This window comes from Pseudomonas sp. BP6 (assembly GCF_017875935.1).
Taxonomy (GTDB): domain Bacteria; phylum Pseudomonadota; class Gammaproteobacteria; order Pseudomonadales; family Pseudomonadaceae; genus Aquipseudomonas; species Aquipseudomonas putida_Y.
Map to the genome: position 1 here is coordinate 3,444,530 of NZ_JAGINI010000001.1, position 22,509 is coordinate 3,467,038.

The following is a 22,509-nucleotide window of genomic DNA, read 5'->3' on the forward strand; positions in this document are numbered from 1 at the left end:
GACCATTGTGGAAAACCGGATGAACTTTTTGAAAAAAAGTTATCCAGCCACTCTCAATGGCTTCCCAGGGCCTGAGCCAGACGCTCGCCGAGATCGGTCTGGATGGCCACAACGTCTTCGACCACCGCGTCCATGCGCATGAAGTCGTGGGTCATGCCCTCGTAGACCTGAAGCTGCACCGGCGCGCCCGATTCACGCAGGTACGCGGCATAGGCCAGTCCCTCGCCCAGCAGCGGGTCGTGGCCGGCCAGCAGCAGCCAGGTGGGCGCCAGGCCCGCCGGCAGCGCCCCCAGCAGTGGCGACAAGCGCGGGTCGGCGCGGTCTTCGGGGCGACGCTGGTAGTGGCTGTAGAACCACTCCAGGCTCTGCCGTTCGAGCAGGTAGCCGCTGGCATAGCGCTGGTGGGATTCGCGCCAGCAACTGGCATCGGTCACCGGGTACAGCAGCACTTGCAGGCAAGGCCGCACCAGCGCCTGACCAAGGCTGTTGGCCAGGGCTGCGGCCAGGCTGCCGCCGACGCTGTCGCCGCCGACCGCCAGCCGGGCCGGGTCCAGGTTCAGCTCGCGCTGCTCCAGCAGCCAGGCCCAGGCGTCCTCGGCATCTTCGAAGGCGGTGGGGAAGCGCCATTGCGGCGCCAATCGGTACTCCACCGCGATCACCACCTGCCCGGACTGCTGTGCCAGCGTCCGGCACAGGTTGTCATGGGAATCGAGGCTGCCGACCACATAGCCGCCGCCATGGAAATACAGCAAGGCGCCCTGCTCCGTGCTGCCCGGCGCCTGCCGGGCGTACAGCCGGCCTTGCAGCCAGTGGCCGTCACGGGTCTGAAAACGCAGGGGCTGGACGTGCTCGATCTCCACCGGGACCAGGTTCATCAGCAGCGAGGATTCGTCAAACTGGGCGCGCGCCTGTTCCGGGCTCATCTGGTGCATGGCAATGCTTTTGCCAACATCGCGGCCAGCCTCCACCAGCTCCAGGTAGGCGGCGATATCCGGGTTCAAGGTCATGGGAACATCCTGAGAATCAGAGAAAGGCGCCCTTGCGGGCGCCGATAGGGGTTCAAGACAGGCTGGTGACCGGCGCATCCAGCAGTTGCAGCAAGGCGTCCAGTACCTGGCGATGGTGCGGCACCTCATAGTGACCGCAGTCGAGCCAGACACTCGCCGCCGGCCCCTGGCCCAGCTGCTGATACAGCGCCTGGGCCTCGGCCTCTCGGCCATGGACCCACCAACAGTGAGCACGGGCCTGGACCGGTGCACAGGCCGCCAGGGCCGAGGACAATCCACGCAAGTGCCGGCCGGTGGCCAGGCCCAAGGCCAGGTCCTCGGTACTCAGGCCCGCCGGCAATTGCCGCGGCTGTTCCTGCGCCTCGGCTCGGGCAACCGGCTCAGCCCCCGGAACGAACCCGTCGAGCAGCCCCAGAAACGCCACCTGCTGGCCTTGGAGCTCCAGCTCCGCCGCCATCAGCGCCGCCAGGGTCGCACCCAGCGACCAACCGACCAGCCAGTAAGGCCCCTGGGGCTGACGCTCGCGCACATAGCCGACGTAGTCCTGGGCCATGGCCAGCAACGACTCGTCGCTCCAGCCTGGATCCAGCAGCATCCGCGACTGGATCGCCAGCACCTGGCGATGGCCATCCAGGCTACGGGCCAATGGCTCGTAGTCGAACACCGTGCCGTAGCCGGCATGCACGCAGAACAGCGGCGGCTGCCCCGGCGCCGGGCCGTTGAGCGCCAGCACCGCGTTGGCACCGGCCGTGGCAGTCGATTCGCCGCTGAGTTCGGCGATGGTCGGCTTCTGAATCAGGTCTCGCAGCTTCAGGATCAGGCCCAGGGCCTTCAGCGGTCGGCTGCGGGCCACTACTTGCAAGCTGAGGATCGAATCGCCACCCAGCTCGAAGAAGTTGTCGTACAGCCCGACCCGCTCGACCTTGAGCACCTTGGCCCAGATTTCGGCCAGTGCGATCTGCAACTCAGTCCGCGGTACCACGTAGCCACCCGTCGCCTGGGCCAATTGCGGGTCGGGCAAGGCCCGGCGATCAAGCTTGCCGTTGGGGTTCAGCGGCATCGCCGCCAGCACGCTGATCTGCCAAGGCACCATGAACTCCGGCAAGGCCTGCTTGAGGGCCTCGCGCAGGCCCGGGCCGATGGACGGGTCGGCCAGCCACTCGGGCGCACCCACCACATAAGCGAGCAGGCGCTTGCCGCCAGGTATCTCCCGGGCGATCACCGCCGCCTCGCGGACCCCGGGCTGGGCCAGCAGGCGGGCTTCAATCTCGCCCAGCTCGATGCGCAGGCCCCGGATCTTGACCTGGTTATCGACCCGCCCCAAGTAATGGAAGGTGCCATCGGCGTCCTCGCGCACCAGGTCGCCGGTGCGGTACAGCCGTTCGCCATGGCCGTACGGGTCGGCGACGAACCGTTCGGCGCTCCACCCCGGACGGTGCAGGTAGCCGCGAGCGAGGAACTCGCCGCCCAGGTACAGCTCGCCGGCAACACCCGGCGGCAGCGGATTGAGGTCGCTATCCAGCACCAGCGCCCGGCGCGGCCCCACAGGCTCGCCGATCGGTGCATACGCGCTGGTGCAGCGGCGTCGGGCGTCGGCGCGCCAGAGCAGTGGCGTGACCACGGTTTCGGTGGGACCGTAGCCGTTGATCAGGTACTGGGCCCCCAGTACCTCCCTGGCTTGCTCATAAGTGGCCTGGGGCAAGGCGTCGCCACCAAAGCAGTAGACCCGCATGGACGCTGGCGCACCATCGAGGCGGGCCTGCTCGATCAGTTGCTGCAGGTAGGCCGGCGGGAAAGCCGCCACCGTCACTTGATGCTGATCCAGGGCGCGCAAGGTCTGTTCCGGGGTCCAGAGTTGCTCGTCGCGCACGAGCAGGCGGGCCCCGTGGGTCAACGCAGTCAACCAGCGCTCATGGGCGCCGTCGAAGGCGAACGACATGAAATGCAGCTCGCAATCGACCGGGCTCATCTCGTAGCGCAGGCCGATGGCGTGGCAATGCCGGGCCAACGGGCCGTGGCTGACCGCCACGCCCTTGGGCAACCCGGTGGAGCCGGAGGTGTAGATCACATAGGCCAGGTTGTCGGCATGCAAGCTCACGCTCGGGGCCTGTTCCACCTCGGGCATCGATGCCAGCGCCCCCAGCTCCAGGCAGGTCAGCCCGGCCGGAACCGGCAGGCTGGCACGGGCCGCGCTATCGGTAATCAACAATTGCGCGGCGCAGTCCTCGAGCAGGTAGGCCAGGCGCTCGCGGGGGTAGTTCAGGTCCAGCGGCACGTACGCGCCGCCCGCCTTGAGCACCGCCAGCAGGCTGACCAGCAGGCCGGCGCTGCGGGGCAATGCAACCGCCACCCGCACTTCCGGGCCGACGCCGGCGGCCATCAGCCGGTGGGCCAGGGCGTTGCTGCGCCGATCCAGCTCGGCAAAGCTCAGGGATTGCCCGGCGCAGCTCAGGGCCTGGGCCTGAGGCTGCTGGCGGGCCAAGCCTTCGATGCGCTGGTGCACCCACTGCGCCGGGGCCGCTTCGACCGCCAGCGGTTGCGGCGCCGACACCGGCAGGCCAAGCTGGCCCAAGCGCTGGTCGGGGCTGTCGCACAGGCGTTGTAGCAGGCTTTCCATGGCGGCGCGGATGGCCAGCACGGTCTCGTCCTCGAAGCAGCGACGCAAGTACATGTACTCGATCGACAGGCGCCCCTGTTCCACGGTGACCATCAAGTCCATGGGGAAGTCGGTCAGGCCGCTGCCCGTACTCGGGCCAAACTCCAGAGAGGCGTCGCTGAACTGGCGCAAAGCCTCATCCACCGGTTGGTTCTCGAACACGATGATGCTGTCGAACAGCGCCCGCCCGGCCTGCCCGGCCCAGCGCTGGATGTCGGCCAGGGCCACGTACTCGTGATCGCGCATGCCCAGGTTGCAGTCCTGCAGCTCGCGCAGCCAGGCACCGACACAGGCCTCGGGGTGTAGCTCGCGCACCACCGGCAGGGTATTGATGAACAGCCCCATGATCCGTTCGGCGCCGGGCAACGTCGGTGAACGCCCGGCCACAGTGGAGCCAAAGGCCACGCTGCGCTGGCCGCTGAAGCGGCTAAGCAGGATCAGCCAGGCGCCTTGCACCAGCGTGTTGAGGGTCACGTGCTGGGATCGCGCGAAGGCGCTCAGGGGCTCGGTGTCCAGGTGGCTATAAAGGGCTTCGTGGCCCTGGCGCCCGGCTTGCACCGGCACGGTGCTGGCCAGCAGGCAGGGCTCCTCCAGGCTCGCCAGCTGCTCACGCCAGAAGCGCTCGCCAGCGCCGGCATCCTGGCGTTGCAGCCAGGCGATATAGTCCCGGTACGGGGTGGCTGCGGCCAGGTCGCGCCCGGCGTACAGGCCCAGCACCTCGCCGATCAGCTGCGACAGGCTCCAGCCGTCCACAAGAATATGGTGGTAGGTCCAGATCAACTGGTGCTGGTACTCGCCCGTGCGCACCAGCAGCACCCGCTGCAGTGATGGCTGGTCCAGGGCAATACCTTGAGCCCGCTCCTGGGCGGCAAGCTCGGCAACGCCCTGCTCCAGGTCCGTCCATTTGCGGCCATCGACCACCCGCAGCGGGGTGCACACGCTGTCGAGCACGAACTGCAGCGGTTCATTCAGCTCCTGCCAGATAAAGCCAGTACGCAGAATGCTGTGGCGTCGGCACACCTCAGCCAGGGCGGCGCCGAAGCGCTCGCTGTTCAGGCCCTTGACCGAGATGCTGAGCTGGTTGACGTACACGCCGCCGGCCTGTTCGTTCAGGTACTGGAACAGCATGCCCTGCTGCATCGGCGACAGCGGATAGAGGTCGGCCAACTGTGCGTGGGGCACCGGCAGCCGTGCGACCTGCTCATCGTTCAGGCGATGTAGCACAGCCGGTACCTCGATCACCGGTTGCTCCCACGCCTCGCTGGCCTGGGCCGCCAGTTGACGCACGGTGGGGAACTGGAACACCAAGCGGGGGTTGATCTCCAGCCCCGCCTGACGGGCCCGGGCCACCACCTGGATCGACAGGATCGAGTCACCGCCCAGTTCGAAGAAGTTGTCCAGCGCACCGACCTGAGGTACCCGCAACACCTGCGCCCAGATCTCGCCCAACAGGGTTTCCACCGGGCCGCACAGGCCGACGTGCTCGGCGCTGGCCTGGCGCTCAGGCGCCGGCAGGGCCTTGCGGTCGAGCTTGCCATTGGGGCTCAGGGGCATGCGTTCGAGCGCCAGCCAGTACGCCGGCACCATGTACTCGGGCAGTAGCGCCGCCAGGTGCACCTGCAACAGCGCCTTCCAGTCATGCGGCTTTTCGGTCAGCACCAGCCAGGCCACCAATTGGCTGGCATCAAGCACCTGCACGCAGACATCCTGGACCAGCTCATGCTCCAACAGCCGCGCCTGGATTTCCCCCAGTTCGATGCGCAGGCCGCGCAGCTTGACCTGGTGGTCGGTGCGCCCCAGGTACTCGATCACCCCATCGTCCCGGTAGCGGGCCAGATCGCCTGTGCGGTACATGCGTTGACCGGGGTTGAACGGGTCCGCCGGGAAACGCTCGGCGGTCAGGCCCGGGCGGCAGTGATAGCCGCGGGCCAGGCCGATGCCACTGAGGTACAGCTCGCCACGGGCGCCCACCGGTAACGGCTGCAGGCTGTCATCGAGGATGTAGCAGGCCAGGTTGTCGATCGGCTGGCCGATCGGCACGCTGTCACGGCCCTCTTCCCGGCAGGTCCAGTGGGTAACGTCGATGGCCGCCTCGGTGGGGCCATAGAGGTTGTACAGCCCGGTGTCAGGCAGCTTGTCGAAGACCTGGGCCTGGGTGTCGGCCAGCAGCGCTTCGCCGCTGCAGAACAGCCGGCGGATCGAGACGCAACGCTCGACCTGCGGGTCCTGCAGGAACACCTGCAACATCGACGGGACGAAATGCAGGGTGGTGACCTGCTCACGCTCGATCAGCTCGATCAGCCGCGCCGGGTCGCGGTGGTCGCCGGGGGCGGCGAGCACCAAGCGGGCGCCGACCATCAGCGGCCAGAAGAGCTCCCAGACCGACACGTCGAAGCTGAACGGCGTTTTCTGCAGCACCACATCACCGCTGTGCAAGGCGTAGGCCCGCTGCATCCAGCCAATACGGTTGATCAGCGCTCCGTGCCAGTTGCCGGCGCCCTTGGGCCGGCCGGTGGAACCAGAGGTGTAGAGCAGGTACATCAGCCCCTCGCCGTCCAGGCCGGCGATGGCCGGGCGCTGTGGGGTCCGCCCCTGCAAGGCCTCCAGTTGCAAGCGCTTGACTCCATCGAAGGCGCCGAGTCGCTGCAGCACCGACGTCTGCCCCAGCAGCACGCGGATGCCGCTGTCCTCGGCCATGTAGGCCAAGCGCTCGACCGGGTAGTCCGGGTCCAGCGGCACATAGGCGGCGCCGGCCTTGAGTACCGCCAGCAGGCTGACCACCAGTTCCAGGCTGCGCTCGGCGCAAACCCCGACCAGGGTCTGTGTGCCGACGCCGGCTTCGATCAATTGCCAGGCCAGGTGGTTGGCGCGCTCGTCGAGCTGGCGATAACTCAGACGCTGGCCTTCAAAGACCACAGCGATAGTGTCCGGCGTGCGCTCGGCCTGGCACTCAATGATGGCGTGGAGGGGTTGTTGCACGGGGTAGTCATGGCCGGTGCGGTTGAAGTCCGTCAGCACCTGCTGGTGCTGGACCTCTGGCAAAACCCCGAGCTGGCCCAATGGCCGCTGCGGCTGCAGGGCCAGGGCCTCGGCCAGATGCACCCACTGCTCCAGCAGCCCGGCGATGCTGGCCGGAGTGAAGCATGCGCGCTCGTAGCTGGCGTGGATCGTCAAGGTCTGGCCCTGATGGACCAGCAAGGTCAGCGGGTAGCTGGTGCGTTCTTCGTTAATGAGCCCATCGAAAGCCAGGCCGTGCGGGGCCTTCTCCTGCAAAGCCTGGGATACCGGGTAGTTCTCGAACACCAGCAAGGTATCAAACAGCGCCATGCCATTGCTGCCAGCCCAGCGCTGTATATCCGCCAGGCGCGTGTGCTCCTGCTCGCGCAGGGCCAGGTTCAGGGCCTGGACCTGGCGCAACCAGTCGCTGCCAGTCTGCCTCGGGTCCGGGCTGCTGATCACCGGCAGGGTATTGATGAACAGGCCGATCTGCTGTTCGATGCCGTCCAGCTCCGCCGGGCGGCCGGACACGGTGGCGCCGAAGGCCACGCAATCCTGGCCGCTCAAGCGCTGCAACAGCACGGCCCAGGCGCCCTGGAGCAGGCTGTTGAAGGTCACTTTCATGTCCCGGGCAGCCTGGGCCAGCCGGGTACAACGGGCCTCGTCGAGCAGTTCGAAGGCATCGCCATAACCCTCCGCGGCTTCGAGCAGCGGCGGTTGCAACTGGGCCAGCAGGGTCGGTTCGGCCAGTGGTGCCAGCTGGGCTTTCCAGAAGCCCTCGCTGGCCTGCGGATCCTGACGCTTCAGCCAGTCGATGTAGTCGCGGTAGCGCCCGGCACAGGCCGTAAGGGCCTTGCCGCTGTAGCGCTGCAGCACTTCGCCGAGCAGTTGGGAGTTGCTCCAGCCATCCATCAGGATGTGGTGGACGGTGTAGATCAGGTGGTGCCGGCCCGGGGCCGTGGCGACCAGAGTCAGGCGCAGCAGCGGCGGCCGCTGCAGGTCGAAACCTTGAGCCCGTTGGTCCAGGGCCAGCGCCTCCAAGGCGCCTGGCAGGTCCTCGCGACCCTGCCAGTCAAGCACCTGCAACGGCAGCGGCAGCGGCTTGCAGACCAACTGCAGCGGCTCGGCCAGGTCGTTCTGCCAGATGAACCCGGTACGCAGAATGGCATGGCCGTCCAGGGCCGCCTGCCAACTGTCGACGAAACGCTGCAGATCCAGGCCGCTGATATCCATGCGCAACTGGTTGACGTACTGGGCGCGCTGCTGCTCGTACAGCGAGTGGAACAGCATGCCGTGCTGCATCGGTGCCAGCTCGTAGATATCCTCGATGTCCCGCGCCGCGACCGGCAGTTGATCCAGTTGCGCCTGTGTCAGTTGCAGGGCGGAGAAGTCGGAGGGCGTCAACCCTTGGTGTTCGACCTGGCAGCAATGCTGGACGATCTGTTGCAACTGGTCAATGAAGGCGTCGGCCAGGCGGCCGATGGCCTCGGGCTCGAACTGATGCCGGCTGAAGCTCCAGCCAAAGCTGAGCACGCCCTTGAACACTTGGCCGTTGAGGGTCAGCCAGTTGCTCAGGCCGGCTTGCTGGCTCTGGTCGGCGCCACGGGCATGGGCACTGGCGCTGAACAGGTTGTCGCTGGCGTCCAGACTGCTGTCGAACTGGCCCAGGTAGTTGAAGGTGACGCGCGGCAGTGGCCCGGCCAGGCGCTCGCGGGCCTCGTCGCTGCCCAGGTAGCGCAGGGCACCGAAGCCCAGGCCATTGTCCGGCAGGCTGCGCAGCTGTTCCTTGACCTGCTTGATCGACTCCGCAAGGTCTGGGCCGGCGCTCAGGCGCAGCGGATAGACACTGGTGAACCAACCGACCGTGCGGGTCAGGTCGAGGTTGCCACCAAGGTCTTCGCGGCCATGGCCTTCAAGCAGCACCGGCAACGCCGGCAACCCAAGTTCCTGAGCGAACGCCCGGACAAGGGCGGTCAGCAGCAAGTCGTTGATGCGCGTGCGATAGGCCGCAGGCGCCTGTTGCAGCAGGCGCCGGGTGGTCTCGGCGTCCAAGGCAACCCCGAGCTTGCAGGCGTCCTGGTTAAGCCCGATGGCGCCAGTGCGGGCCATCGGCAAGGCCGCGTCGACGTCCTGCAGTTGCGCGTGCCAGAACTCCAGCTGGCTGCTTGCGCGGCCACGAGCATAGTCCTGCAGATGCAGGGCCCAGGCCTGCACCGAGCTGGTTCGCGCCGGCAACGCCGGGGCCTGGCCCTGGCACAGGCGGGTGTAGGTGTTCTGCAGGTCTTCGAGCAGGATACGCCAGGAGACCCCGTCCACCACCAGATGATGGATAACCAGCAACAGGCGCTGGCCGCCATCGGCCCCCTGCCCCAGCAAGGCCCGCAGCAATGGGCCCTGTTCGATGTCGAGGCTGCGCTGGGCCTGCTCGCACAGTTCGAGCCACTGGGCTTCGTCGGCGAAGTCCCGGCACCAGAGCAATGGATTGTCCTCGGCAGCGGCACCCAGGCTGGCGCGCCAGCCGTCAGCAACCTCGAGGAAGCGGCAGCGCAGAGCATCGTGATGAGCCAGCAGGGCTGCCAGGGCCTGGCGCAAGGGTTCGGCCTCGACCCGCTGGGCCGGCTCCAGGACGATGGACTGGTTCCAGTGCTGGCGCTGGCTCATCGGCCGGGCGAAGAACAGTTGCTGGATCGGCAGCAGTTCCACGGCCCCCTCGGGTACTTCGGTGCCGACAGCAAGGTTCTGCTCGCTGAGCTGCGAAACCCGTGCCAGGGCTCGCACCGTCTGGTGCTGGAACAGGTCACGGGCACTGAAGTGCAGGCCGGCCTGACGGGCGCGGCTGACTACCTGGATGGTAACGATCGAGTCGCCGCCGAGTTCGAAGAAGTTGTCCTGTACGCCGACCCGGGGCAACCCCAGCACCGCCGCCCAAATCTGCGCCAACAGTTGTTCGTGGGCGTTGGCCGGGGCTTCGTGGGCCTGCTGGCCAAGGCTGACATCGGCCTTGGGCAACGCCTTGCGGTCGAGCTTGCCGTTGGCGGTCAGGGGCCAGGAACCCAGGAATACGACGAAGACCGGGACCATGTAGTCCGGCAGCTCGGCGCCCAGGGCGGCGCGCAGGGCCTCGCGCAACTCGCTCTGGCGCGCCTCGCTGTCGAGCACCCCTGCATCGGCGGCGATCACGTGGGCCACCAGTTGCTTGCCGCTGGCGCCCTCCTGAACAGAAGCTACCGCGTCGGCTACCCCTTCCAGGCGGTTCAACCGGGCTTCCACCTCGCCCAGCTCGATGCGGAAACCACGGACCTTGACCTGATTGTCGGCACGCCCCAAGTACTCAAGGTTGCCATCATGCTCGCGCACTAGGTCGCCACTGCGGTACATCCGCGCCCCCGGCTCGCCGTAAGGGTCCGGCACAAAGCGCTCGGCGGTCAGGCCCGGGCGGTCCAGATAGCCACGGGCCAGGCCATGGCCGCCCAGATACAGCTCGCCAGCACAGTTGAGCGGCTTGGGCGCCAGGTAGTCGTCCAGCAGCATGGCGCTGCGCTCGCCGACACACTCACCAATCGGCGCGTAGGTCGCATCGCATCGGTCATCGGCACCGGTCTTCCAGATCAACGGGGTGACCACTGCCTCGGTGGGGCCATACCCGTTGATCATGATCTGCGGCGCCAGCACCCGCTGGACCTTGTCGAAACCCGCCTTGGGCATCGCGTCGCCACCGTAGCAGCAGACCCGCAGGGCCGGCCGGTTGCCGTCGCGCTCGACCTGCTCGGCCAGCGCCATAAGGTACACCGGCGGTAGCGCGACCACGCTGACGGCGTGGCGCTGCATCTCTTCGCAAAGCCGCTCTGGGCTCCACACCTCGTCGTCGCGCAGCAACAGGCTGGCGCCGTGGATCAGCGCGGTGAGCCAGCGCTCGTGGGCGCCATCGAAGGCGAACGAGAGGAAATGCAGTTCGCAGTCGCTTGCGCGCATCTCGTAGACCTGACCGGTGGCCAGGCAGTGCATGGCCGCCGGCCCATGGTTGACAGCCACGCCCTTTGGCTGGCCGGTGGAACCGGAGGTGTAGATCACATAGGCGAGGTTATGCACCGACAGCTCCACCACCGGCGCATCGCTGCGCAGAGCCCCCCCATGAGGCTGGTCCAGGTACAGGACCGGCAGCGCGCCGCTGTCGAGCAGCCCGGTCTCGCTCAACACCAGGCTGGCGCGGCTGTCTGCAAGCATGTAGGCCAGGCGCTGGGGCGGGTAGTTCAGGTCCAGCGGCACATAGGCGCCACCGGCCTTGAGCACTGCCAGGTAGGCGACCAGGCTCAGCGAATGACGCGGCAAAGCCACTGCCACCCGGGTCTCGGGGCCGACACCGGCCTCGATCAGGCGCCAGGCCAACTGGTTGGCCTCTACCTCCAGTTCGGCGAACGTCAGCCGCCGGTCACACGCGATCAGCGCGGTGACATCGGGTTGCAGCTCGGCCTGACGGGCAATCAGTTCATGCACCAGGGCCGGTACCGCTAAGCGGCTGGCCAGCGCCCCAGCGGCGCGGGTCGGCTCCAGTGCCAGGGTGCAGAGCCGTGCATCCGGGTGCGCCAGCAGCGCGTCGAGCAGTGCCAGCCAGTGCCCAGCCACGCGCTCTATGGTGGCTGCCTCGAACAGGCTGGTCGCATAGGTGAAGGACGCACGCAGGCCAGCGGCATCCTCGACGGTGTTCAGGGTCAGGTCGAAGTGGGTATTGCCGTTGTCCCAGTCCAGGCTGCGCAATTGCAGGCCGGCCGCGCGCAGGTGCTCGGAGGCCTGTTCGGCAACGCCGGACTGATGATTGAACATTACCTGGAACAGCGGGTTCAGGCTCAGGCTGCGTTCCGGGCGCACAGCATCGACCAGCTGTTCGAACGGCAGGTCCTGACAGCTCTGGGCCTGCACCACCGAATCGCGGACCTGGGCCAGCAGCCCCTGGACGCTGTCGAGGCCATCGAGGTCGGTGCGGATCACCTGGGTGTTGACGAAAAAACCCACCAGGGTTTCGGTTTCCAGGCGGTTGCGGTTGGCTGTGGGAATCCCAACGCGAATGTCCCCTGCCCCGCTGTAGCGGTGCAGCAGCAAGTTGAACGAGGCCAGCAGCAGCATGAACATCGTCACCTTTTCCTGGCGGGCCAGGGCCTGCAGGGCCGCCAGGCGCTCGGCGCCAAGCACCAGCTTGAAGGTCGCCCCCGCAGCATCGCGCACCGCCGGGCGCGGGTAATCCAGGGGCAGCTCCAGGGCTGGCTGTTCACCGCCCAGGCGCTCGCGCCAGTAGGCCAGCTGCCGACGATATTCCTCGGCCTGTTGCGGTTCACGCTGCCACAGTGCGTAGTCGGCGTACTGGATCGGCAGGGCCGGCAGCGCCAGTGGCTGGCCGTTGCGTTGGGCGCTGTAGGCCTGCAACAGCTCACCGACCAGCAGCGGAATCGACCAGCCATCGGCGACGATGTGGTGCAGGGTCAGGGTCAGCACATGCCGCTCGGCGCCACAGTGCAACACCCGTACCCGCAGCAGCGGGCCGCGTTCCAGGTCGAAGGGACGGTGCAGTTCATGCTCCACACGCTGACGGATCCGTGCCTCGCTGGCGCCCGTGCAATCCTCGACCTCCAGGGCCACTGACGCGGGCTCCTCGATCACCTGCAGCAGCGCCTCGTCAGCCTGCTCGAAGCGGGTGCGCAGCACTTCATGGCGCTCGGCCAGGCTGTCGAAGGCCCGCTGCAGGGCCACCAGGTCCAGTTCGCCTGACACCTGGAGCGCCATCGGCAAGTTATACGCCGAACTGTCGGGATCCATCTGCCAGAGGAACCACTGGCGCTGCTGCGCATAGGACAACGGCACCCGCCGCTGACCGGCAGGGCGCGGCGCGATGCGCCCGGCGGTGACCACCTGTTGGCCAGCGGCTGCCACGAAGGCGGCCAGGTCCTGCGTGTCGAACAGGCTGTGTAACCCCAGGTCCAGGCCTAGTTGCTGGCGCAGCCGGGCGATCACCGAGATCGCCAGCAGCGAATGCCCGCCCAGTTCGAAGAAGTTGTCATCGCGCCCGACCCGCTCGACCTTGAGCACCTCGGCCCAGACCTGCGCCACTTGCTGCTCAAGCGGGCCCAGGGGTGCCCTGTAGGCCTTGTGGGTGCCTTGCAGATCCGGTGCCGGCAACGCCTGGCGGTCAAGTTTGCCGTTGCTAGTTAGCGGCAGTTGCGCCAGCCATACCAGCAGCGCCGGCTGCATGTAGTCCGGCAGTTGCCCCGCCAGGCCTTGGCGCAACTGCTCACTCAGGGCCTGAGCACGGACAGGATCATCGAGCAGGCTGTTATCCACCGGCACGCCATAGGCCACCAGTCGCGACCCCGACGGGGTCGGCCAGGCCACTACACAGAGGTCACGAACCTGACCGCTCTGGCGCAGGCGCGCCGCCACTTCTTCGGGTTCCACCCGGAAGCCGCGGATCTTGATCTGCTGGTCGGCGCGGCCAAGGTAGCGCAAGTTGCCATCGGCCTGGCACAGCGCCAGGTCACCGCTGCGGTACATGCGTGCACCCGGTTCCGTGGCGAAGGGGTCGGGCACGAAACGCTCGGCGGTCAGCCCCGGCTGGTTCAGGTAACCCCGGGCCAACCCGCCTCCCCCGATATACAGCTCACCCTGGGAGCCGGCGGGCATCGCCAGCAGCCAGGGCGAAGCCACCTGCACGTGGCTGCCGGCCAGGGCTAGGCCCAGTAGCACCGGCTGGCCTGCCGCCAGTTCGGCGGTGAGCACCCCTACCGTTGTTTCGGTGGGGCCGTAGTGGTTGATCACCGTCAACTGTGGCGCAACCCTGGCCAGCGTGCCGAGCAAGACCTCGGAGGCGCTCTCGCCACCCAGTATCACGCAACGGCGTGGCAGCACCGGCTGCTGGCCCTGGGCATTGACCAGGCTTTCCAGGTGCGACGGGACGATCTTCAGCCCGTCGATTTGCTCGCGTTCCAGATACTCGGCGAAACGCAGGGCGTCCATCGCCGTTTCTGCGGCCACTAGGTGCAGGGCCTTGCCTGCACACAGGGCACCAAAGAACACGGTATGGCCAAGGTCTGCCGCCGGGGTCGAGACCATCGCCAGGCTGGTCATGCCGACCAGCGGCAAGCGTGCCGAAACGCTCTGGACATAGTTGCCCAGCGCGCCATGGGACACCCCCACGCCCTTTGGCAGGCCAGTGGTCCCGGAGGTGTAGATCACGTAGGCCAGTTGTTCGGTCGCCACCCGCACGTGCGGGCGTGTTGCACTCGGCCGCTCGACCTCGCGCAACTCCAGCCCCCCTACCCCGTCAGGCAACGGGCCGTCGAAGCCGGGCTCGACCAGGACCCGGCGCACTCCCGCATCGTTCAAGCGAAACGCCAGGCGCTCGGGGTTTTCCTGCGGGTCCAGCGGCACATAGGCCCCCCCGGCCTTGAGCACTGCCAGCACCCCCACCGCCAGGGCTACCGAACGGCTCGCGATTACCGCTACCCGCTCCTCGGCCTGCAGCCCCTCGACCAGCAGGCGTTGAGCCCAGTGGTTCGCCTGTTGTTCCAACTGGCCGTAGCTCAGGCGCTGGCCCTGGGCGACCAGTGCCAAGGCCTCGGGGTCACGGTCGACCTGCGCTTCGATCAGTCGATGCACCTGCGGCGCGGCCTGCCGGGCTTCCAGCCGTTCTGGCGGCTGCGCAGGCTGCAGTGGCAGCTCGCAGAGGGCGGCTTTAGGGTTGACCCACAGCCCATGCAGCAGGCTCGCCCAATCGCTGGCCAGGCGCTCGATGGTGGCTCGCTGGAACAGGTCTGTGGCGTAGAGCAAGGAGGCACTCAGGCCCTCGGCTTGTTCCTGGGTTTCCAGGGTCAGGTCGAACTTGACGGTCTCGCTGGTCAGTTCCAAGGGCTTCAGGCTCAAGCCGGGCAGCGCCTGCGACGGGCCCTGGCGGCCCTGATGGTTGTAGCTGACCTGGAACAGCGGGCTGTGACCGGCGCTGCGCTGGGGCTGTAAGGCTTCGACCAACTGCTCGAACGGCAGGTCCTGATGGCTCTGAGCTTCAGCCACGCTGGCACGCACCTGCTCGAGCAGCTCGAGGAAGCTCATCTGTGGACTGAGTTGCGCCTGCAGCACCTGAGTGTTGACGAAGAAGCCGATCAGGCCCTGGGTTTCCTGGCGGTGACGGTTGGCGATCGGTACACCGACCCGTACCTGGTCCTGGCCGCTGTAGCGCTGCAACAGGGCCTGGAACGACGCCAGCAGGACCATGAACACGCTCGCCCCTTGCTCACGGGCGAGCTGCTGCAAGCCCTGGCCCAACGCTGCCGGCAGCCGCACCTCGACCCGTTCGCCGCGGTGACTGGCGCGCAGTGGGCGCGGGTGGTCCAAGGGCAGTTGCAGCGGGCCTGGGTCGACACCCAACCGCTTGCGCCAATACTTCAACTGGCGCTCACGCTCGCCGGCCTCCATCCAGCAACGCTGCCAGATCGCGTAGTCGCCGTACTGGATCGGCAGGGCCGCCAGCGCCGGAACCTGGCCAGCAAGGTGCGCGGCGTAGAGGCTCAGCCACTCCTGGACCATCACCTGCATGGAAGCGGCATCGGAAATGATATGGTGCTGCACCAGCACCAGCACATGCTCACGGGCACTGCGGCACAGCAGCAAGCCGCGCAACAGCGGCCCCCGGTCCAGCTCGAAGGGCTGGCGTGCCCACTGGCCGACAAAGGCATCCAGCTCGGTATCCGAACCGTTCCAAGTCTGCTGTTCGATGCTGATCTTCGCCTCTGCGTCGACCTGCGCGAATACTTGGCCGTTGTCCTCGACGAAGCGGGTACGCATGCTCTCGTGGCGCGCCACCAGGGCATCCAGGCTGGCCTGCAGCGCTGCGCTGTCCAGCTCGCCATCAAGGCTCAGGGCAGTACGGATGTGATAGGCCGGGCTCAGCGGGTCCAGACGCCAAAGGAACCACAGGCGTTCCTGGGCATAGGACAGGGGCACGGCCTCGAACGCATGGCGTACCACGGGAATGGGGAACTGCGACAGGTTCATGCCTTTGGCCTGGAGCCTCTCGAAGAACACTCGGCGCTGCTGCATGGGCAGCCGAATGAACCGCTGTACTAGTTCCATATTCTGGTCAGAAAGCATGGAAAAACGCCCCTCCTCAAATCCGTATTGGCGCCGACGCGGCGGGCCTTGCTGGCTGGCGCACGTCAGAATGTACTTGGGAGAACGAGCAAGACCGCCGGGGATTTAGCCAATCCGCCGGCGGCCTTCGAGGGGGTGGGAATTGCGCCCGGAACCCGCCAGGAATCAGCTGGTTTCCAGGTCGCTGAGCAGGTCCTCCAGCTCGTCCAGATCGGCTCGGCTGCCGGGCAGGCAGGCAGCCACCACTTCGGCATAGGCGGCCAGATCCCTGGCCTGGAACAACGCCGAAAGCGGCAGGTCCAGCCCCAGTTGTGCCTGTACCTGGGCACTGACCCGGGTGGCCAGCAAGGAGTGCCCGCCGAGCTCAAAGAAGTTGTCGTCCAGGCCCACCCGCTCCAGCCCCAGTACGTGAGACCAGGCAGTTGCCAGCTGGCACTCCAGCTCGCTGGCCGGCGCCCGGTAGCGGCGCACCCCGGCGTCAAGTTCCGGCGCCGGCAAGGCCTTGCGGTCGAGCTTGCCATTGGGGGTCTGCGGTAGCCTGTCGAGCAGCACCCACTGGCTTGGGAGCATGTACTCGGGCAAGGTCTGCTGCAGGTGCTGGCGTATCTGCTGGAACAACGCCAGACGCTGTTCGCCGGCGGCCTGCAACCAGGCCGGGTCGCGAGGTACCAGGTAGGCCACCAGTTGCTTGCCGGTGGGCGTGTCGACCGCCAGCAGGGTCGACTCGGCCAACACTGGCAGGGCCGCCAGGCGGCTCTCGATCTCCCCCAGCTCTATACGGAAGCCTCGAACCTTCACCTGATGGTCCAGGCGCCCAAGGTACTCCAGCACGCCTTCGGCATTGCGCCGGACCTGATCCCCGGTGCGGTACACGCGCTGCCCGGGTTGAGCCGAGAACGGATCGGGCACGAACTTCTCGGCGGTCAGCGCCGCACGCCCCAGATAGCCCCGGGACAACCCGGCACCGCCCAGGTACAGCTCGCCTGGCCAGCCGGCCTGCACCACCTGGCCGGCCTGGTCGAGGATGTAGCCGACGGCATTGTCGATCGGCGTCCCGATATTGGCTTGGCCCCCGGCCTGGCGCAGGGTGCAGGTGGAATAGGTGGTGTCCTCCGATGGCCCGTACAGGTCGAACACCCGCTCCACCCCGGGCAGCCGGTAGAGGTCCTCCACCAGGCCCTGGGCCAGGGGCTCCCCCGCCAGGTTGATTACCCGCACCGAGGCGGGAATCTGCCCGGCCTCGTACAGGGCGCGGATCGCCGAGGGTACGGTGTTGACCAGCCGCACCCTCTCACGTGCCGGCAGTTGCGGCAGGTGCAGGGCGTTGTCGGCCAGCACCAAGGAGCCGCCCAGGGCCAAGGTCACGAATAGCTCCCAGGCTGACAGGTCGAAACAGATCGAGGTGCTGGCCAGTACCCCTTGCAGGTCGTCGTAGACGCCGGCACTCCAGCCGATCAGGGCACAAAGGTTGCGGTGCTCGATCATCACGCCCTTGGGCCGCCCCGTGGAGCCGGAGGTGTAGATTACATAGGCCAGGCTCTCGGGACCGGCAGCCGCCGGCAGGTTGCCGACATCCAGGTGGCTGACTTCCAGGCGTTCAAGCGCCAGCACCGCCAGGCCCGCTTGCAGCGGCAGGCTATCGACCACGTGCTGACTGGTCAGCAGCGCCGCCGCCTGACTGTCTTCGAGCATGTAGACCAGGCGCTCCCGGGGATAGGCCAAGTCCAGCGGAATATAGGCCGCGCCCAGCTTGAAGATCGCCAGCAGCGCGGCGACCAGGTCCGGGGTGCGCGGTAACGCCACCGCGACCTTGCTGCCGGCCCCCACGCCCCGGGCCTGCAGGCCCCGGGCCAGCTGGTTGGCCCGGGCATTGAGCTGGGCGTAGCTCCAGTGGCGGTCCTGGTGCCACAGGGCCAGGGCCTCGGGGTTGACCGCTGCCCGCTCTTCGATGAGCCCGTGAATGGTCGCCTGCTGACGCCAGCCCGCGGGCTGGGCGCGGTAGACGCTGGCCTCCAGGGCTGGCTCGCCCAACAGCAGCCACTCACCGATGGCCTGGCCTGGGCTGGCGAGCGCCGCGCGCAAGGCATTGAGCCAGTGCTCGGCCAGTTGCTCGATGCGAGTGCGGTCGAACAGGTCGAGGGCGAAGTTGAACGACGCCAGCACCCCATCGCTGCGCTCCAGGGTGTCCAGCGTCAGGTCGAACTGGGTGGTGCGCTCCGGCAGCGGCACTTCTTCGATACGCAGGCCCGTGGCGCTGCCGCCGTCGACCCGGGCGCCAACATCGCGCAGATGGTTGTACATCACCTGGAACAACGGGTTGTGGTCCAGGCCACGCTCGGGCTGCAACTGCTCGACCACCTGATCGAAGGGCACGTCCTTGTTGGCCTGTGCTTGCAGGGCCTGTTCCTTGACCCGCGCCAGCAAGTCGTCGAACGAGCGCGCGTTGTCCAGCTCGATACGGTGCACCACGGAATTGACGAAGAAGCCGATCAGGCCTTCGAGCTCCAAGCGGTTGCGGTTGGTCATCGGTACGCCGATGTTGAGGCGTTCACGCCCGGCGTGGCGGCCGAGGACCACGGCGAAGGCGCCGAGGAACACATGGAAAAGGGTGGCGTTGGCCTGCACCGCGAGCTGGCGCAAGCCCTGCACCAGCTCCGCCGGCACCCGCACCTCGACGCGCTCGCCACGATGGCTCTGGCGCGGCGGCCGCGGCCGGTCGGCAGGCAGGTCGAGCAACGCCAGGTCATCCTGCAGCAGCGCTTTCCAGTAATCCAATTGCTCGCGCAAAGCCGGGCTGGCCAATTGCTCACGCTGCCATGCAGCGTAGTCGGCGTAGTGTACCGCCAACGGCGCCGGCTGCAGCGGCTGGCCGCTGACAACCGCGTTGTAACGCGCCAGGCACTCGCGCACCATCACCCCCATGGACCAGCCATCGGAGACGATATGGTGCAATACCAGCACCATCAGGGCCTGGTCGGCACCCTGACGCAGCAGCGTGGCGCGGATCAGCGGGCCCCGGGCCAGGTCGAACGGTTCACGAACCAGCGTTTCGATCTGCTCGTGCAGGGCGCTCTCGTCGCTGGCCGCGGCCTGCTGCGCCAGCACCAGGTTCACACGGGGAAGCACCCGCTGCATGGGTACGCCGGTCTGCTCCTCGAACAGCGTGCGCAGGGTTTCGTGGCGGTCCACCAGGGCCTGCAAGGATTGCTCCAGGGCAGGCACATCGAGCACGCCGCTCAAGCGCACCAACAAAGGCGTGTGGTAGGCACTGCTCTCGGGTTGCAGCTTCCAGAACAGCCATTGCCGATGCTGGGCGTGAGACAGCGGCAACGCCTGCTCGCGCCCCAGGCGCGGGATATCGGAAGCCGCCCGGCCCTGCCCGGACAGGCCTTGCACTGCCACGCAGAATCCTTCCAGGTCGGGGCTGTCGAACAGGCTGCGCAGGGGGATTTCCAGCCCCAGCGCCCGCCGGGCCCGGGAAATGACCTGGGTGGCCAGCAAGGAATGCCCGCCCAGCTCGAAGAAGCCATCGTCCAGGCCCACCTCAGGGCGTTCCAGCACTTCGGCCCAGATGTGCGCGAGGCATTGCTGCAAGGGCGTTTCAGCGGGCCGATGACGCGCCGCGCAGGCGTCCAGTTCGGGCAGGGGCAAGGCTTTGTTGTCGACCTTGCCATTGGCGGTCAACGGTAGGCAGCCCAGTTCAATCACCTGTTCCGGCACCATGGCCTGAGGTAGGCAAGCGGCCAGGGCCTGGCGCACCCGCGCGGCAAAATCAGGCACTGCCGACGCAGGCACGGCCCAGGCCAGCAGGCGGCCTTCATGAACCCGGACGCAGCCGCTGGCAACCTCCGCAAGAGCGAGCAGGCGACTGTTGACCTCGCCCAGCTCGACCCGGTACCCACGAATCTTCACCTGGCCATCGCCGCGCCCATCGAACCTCAATCCAGCAGCCCGACGGATTCGGTCGCCGCTGCGATAGAGGCGCTCACCCTGGCCCTGAGGATCGGGTACGAAGCGTTCGGCGGTCAGCCCCGCCTGACCCAGATACCCTCGAGCCAGGCAGGCGCCGCCGATGTAGAGTTCGCCATGGCCCTGCTCCGGCACCTGAGCCAGGCCGGCATCAAGCACCCGGGCGCAAGTGCCAGGCAGCGCCTGACCCAGCTCGACCACCGCATCGGCCGCGCTCAGGTCGGCGGTCAGCACCCCGACAGTGGTTTCGGTGGGGCCGTAGTGGTTGATCAATTCAAGGTTCGGCGCCAAGGCCCGGACACTGGCCAGCAGGCCCTGCCCTGGCGCCTCGCCGCCGAGCACCAGGCAGCGGCGTGGCAGCACTTTAGCGCCGCCCTCGGCCCGTAGCATGGCCTGCAGGTGGGACGGCACAATCTTCAGCAGGTCGATGGCCTGCTCGCTCAGGTAGGCAGCCATGGCGTCGACATCTGTGGCCTGCTCCTTGCCCAGCAGGTGCAGGGTCTTGCCCTGGCACAGGGCGCTGAAGAATACCGTATGGCCAAGGTCCGCCGCCGGGGTGGAGACCATCGCCAGTTGCTCGACCTGGGCCAGCGGCAGACGGCCGGCGATGCCCTTCAGGTAATTCACCAATGCGCCATGGGAAACCCCTACCCCCTTGGGCTGCCCGGTGCTGCCTGAGGTGTAGATGACATAGGCCAGTTGCGCCGGCGAACGGGCCGGCAGCGGCTGCAAGCGGGCGGAGGTTTCGCCAAGCGGCTGGTCCAGGGTCACCAGGGTGCAGCCCAGGTCGACATCGGCGTTGGCGATCAGAACCTTGACCCCGGCGCCACGCAGCATCTCAAGCTGACGCTGACGGGGCAGCTCCGGGTCTAGGGGCAGGTAGGCCGCGCCGGCCTTGAGCACGGCCAGGATCGCTGCAACCATCTGCACCGAGCGGTCGGCCAGCACCGCCACTAGGGTTTCCGGACCAACGCCCAGGCCTTGCAGCTCGATGGCCAGGCGCTCGGCACGCTGTGCCAGGGCCGAATAGCTCAGGGATTGCCCGGCGCTCACCACAGCCAGTCGTTGGGGCTGCCGGTGGGCCGCTTGCTCGATGAGCTGGTCGACCATTACCTCGGCAAAGGTGCTCGATACCGTTGGCGTCTCGGCCGTCGCCAATGCCCAGTCACCCACCGGGCCAGGTGTGGCGGCGACCAGCTGCTCCAGCAATTGCCGCCAGTGGCCGGCCATCTGCTCAATGGTGGCAGGTTCGAACAGCTCGGCGGCATAGGTGAAGCGGGCCTGCAACTGGTCGCCGCGCTCATGGCTCTCCAGCATCAGTTCGCAGTGACAAGTACGCCGCTGCGCCGGCAGCGCTTCGAGCACCAGCCCGGTAGCAGTCTGCAGCCGGGTGACGTCGAGCACCTGGGCCTGGTGGTTGAACAGGGCCTGGAAGGGCTCGCCATGGCGCTCATTGCCCATGGCCCGCACCAGGATCTCGAATGGCAGGTCCTGATGGGCCTGGGCCCCCAGAGCGGTGGCCTTGATCCGCGCCAGCAAGGCCCGACGGTCCAGCTCCGGGTCCAGCTCGGTCTGCAGCAGCTGGGTGTTGATGAAACAGCCGATCAGGCCTTCGACCTCGGCGCGGTTGCGGTTGGCCACCGGCACCGCAACACGGATCGAACGCTGGCCACCATAACGCTGCAGCAGCAGTTTGTAGGCGGCCAGCAAGAGCATGAACAAGGTCACCTGCTCCTGTCCGGCCAAGGCCTTCAAGCGTGCCGTCAGCGTCGGATCGAGATCGATATCCAGGCGCGCCGCCCGCAGTTCTTCGCCAGCAGAGCGGGCCCGGCGCAGGGGCAGTCGCAGGGCGCCATCGGTGTCACCCAAGTGTGCCAGCCAATAATCCAGGTCGGCCTGGCGACCACCGGCTTCCAGCCACTGGCGCTGCCACAGGGCAAAGTCCCGGTACTGGATGGGCAAGGCCGCAGGCTCGGCCCGGACCACGCCACAGGCTCGCTCGTACGCACCGATCAGCTCACTGATAAAAAGGTTCATCGACCAGCCGTCGGCGACGATATGGTGCAGCGTCAGCAGCAACACCTGCTCGTCGCTGCCCAAGCGCACCAGCGCAGCCCGCAGCAGCGGCGGTTGCGCCAGGTCGAAGGGGCTGTCGCCCTGCGCCTGGCTCAGGGCCGCCAGACGCGATTCACGCTCGGCGGGCTCTAGGGCGGACAGATCGAATGCCTGCATGCTCAGTTCGGCTTTCGGTAGAACCTGTTGGTACACCCCCTGTTCATCCTCGAAGAAACCCGTGCACAGGCTTTCATGACGCTGCAGCAGTTCATCGAAGGCCCGCTGCAACGCAGCTCGGTCGAGGGGGCCGAGCAGGCGCACGGCCATGGGAATATGGTAGGCGCTGCCGGTCGGCGCCAGTTGCCAAGCGAACCACATGCGCTGCTGGGCGTAGGAAAGCTCGGCACGCCCGGGCTCGCTGGCCCCCGAAGGGATCGGAAACACCGTGAAGTCGATGGCCTCCCGGCGCAGACCGTCAAGGAACATCCTGCGCTTTTCAAGGGGCAACCTGACAAAGCGGCTGGCGAGTTTCATGGCGTGTTCTGGGTTCATCGGCGATTTTCCGTCACGTGGGCGTGGAGCTGGGCTCGGTGGTCTCCAATGAACGGATCGTGGTGGGAGAAAATTAGCGGCTGCCACCAACGAGGCCCCCAAGCTGCGCGATTAAATTGCCGGGTGGGCGACTCGTCTGAA

The 22,509-nt window shown here is 67.2% G+C and carries 3 protein-coding genes; all 3 read right to left on the reverse strand.

Annotated elements, in window-relative coordinates; genetic code table 11:
* Positions 1 to 53: 53 nt before the first annotated feature.
* The 3 genes from J3A98_RS15715 to J3A98_RS15725 all read right to left on the reverse strand — a co-directional run bounded on the left by J3A98_RS15715 (position 54) and on the right by J3A98_RS15725 (position 22,368).
* On the reverse strand, positions 54 to 1,007 hold the full coding sequence (locus J3A98_RS15715) for an alpha/beta hydrolase (protein ID WP_209967243.1): 954 nt from the start codon (positions 1,005 to 1,007) through the stop codon (positions 54 to 56).
* A 52-nt stretch (positions 1,008 to 1,059) separates the two neighbouring features.
* Positions 1,060 to 15,792 (reverse strand): non-ribosomal peptide synthase/polyketide synthase, encoded by a 14,733-nt coding sequence (locus J3A98_RS15720; protein ID WP_209967245.1) that lies wholly within the window; start codon positions 15,790 to 15,792, stop codon positions 1,060 to 1,062.
* A gap of 165 nt (positions 15,793 to 15,957) precedes the next feature.
* Positions 15,958 to 22,368: a non-ribosomal peptide synthetase gene (locus J3A98_RS15725; protein ID WP_209967246.1), complete on the reverse strand. Its 6,411-nt coding sequence runs from the start codon at positions 22,366 to 22,368 to the stop codon at positions 15,958 to 15,960.
* Positions 22,369 to 22,509: the final 141 nt, after the last annotated feature.

Coding starts and splice junctions, on each gene's coding strand:
- J3A98_RS15715 (WP_209967243.1), bottom strand. CDS start 1,007: ATGACCTTGAACCCGGATATCGCCGCCTACCTGGAGCTGGTGGAGGCT.
- J3A98_RS15725 (WP_209967246.1), bottom strand. CDS start 22,368: ATGAACCCAGAACACGCCATGAAACTCGCCAGCCGCTTTGTCAGGTTG.
- J3A98_RS15720 (WP_209967245.1), bottom strand. CDS start 15,792: ATGCTTTCTGACCAGAATATGGAACTAGTACAGCGGTTCATTCGGCTG.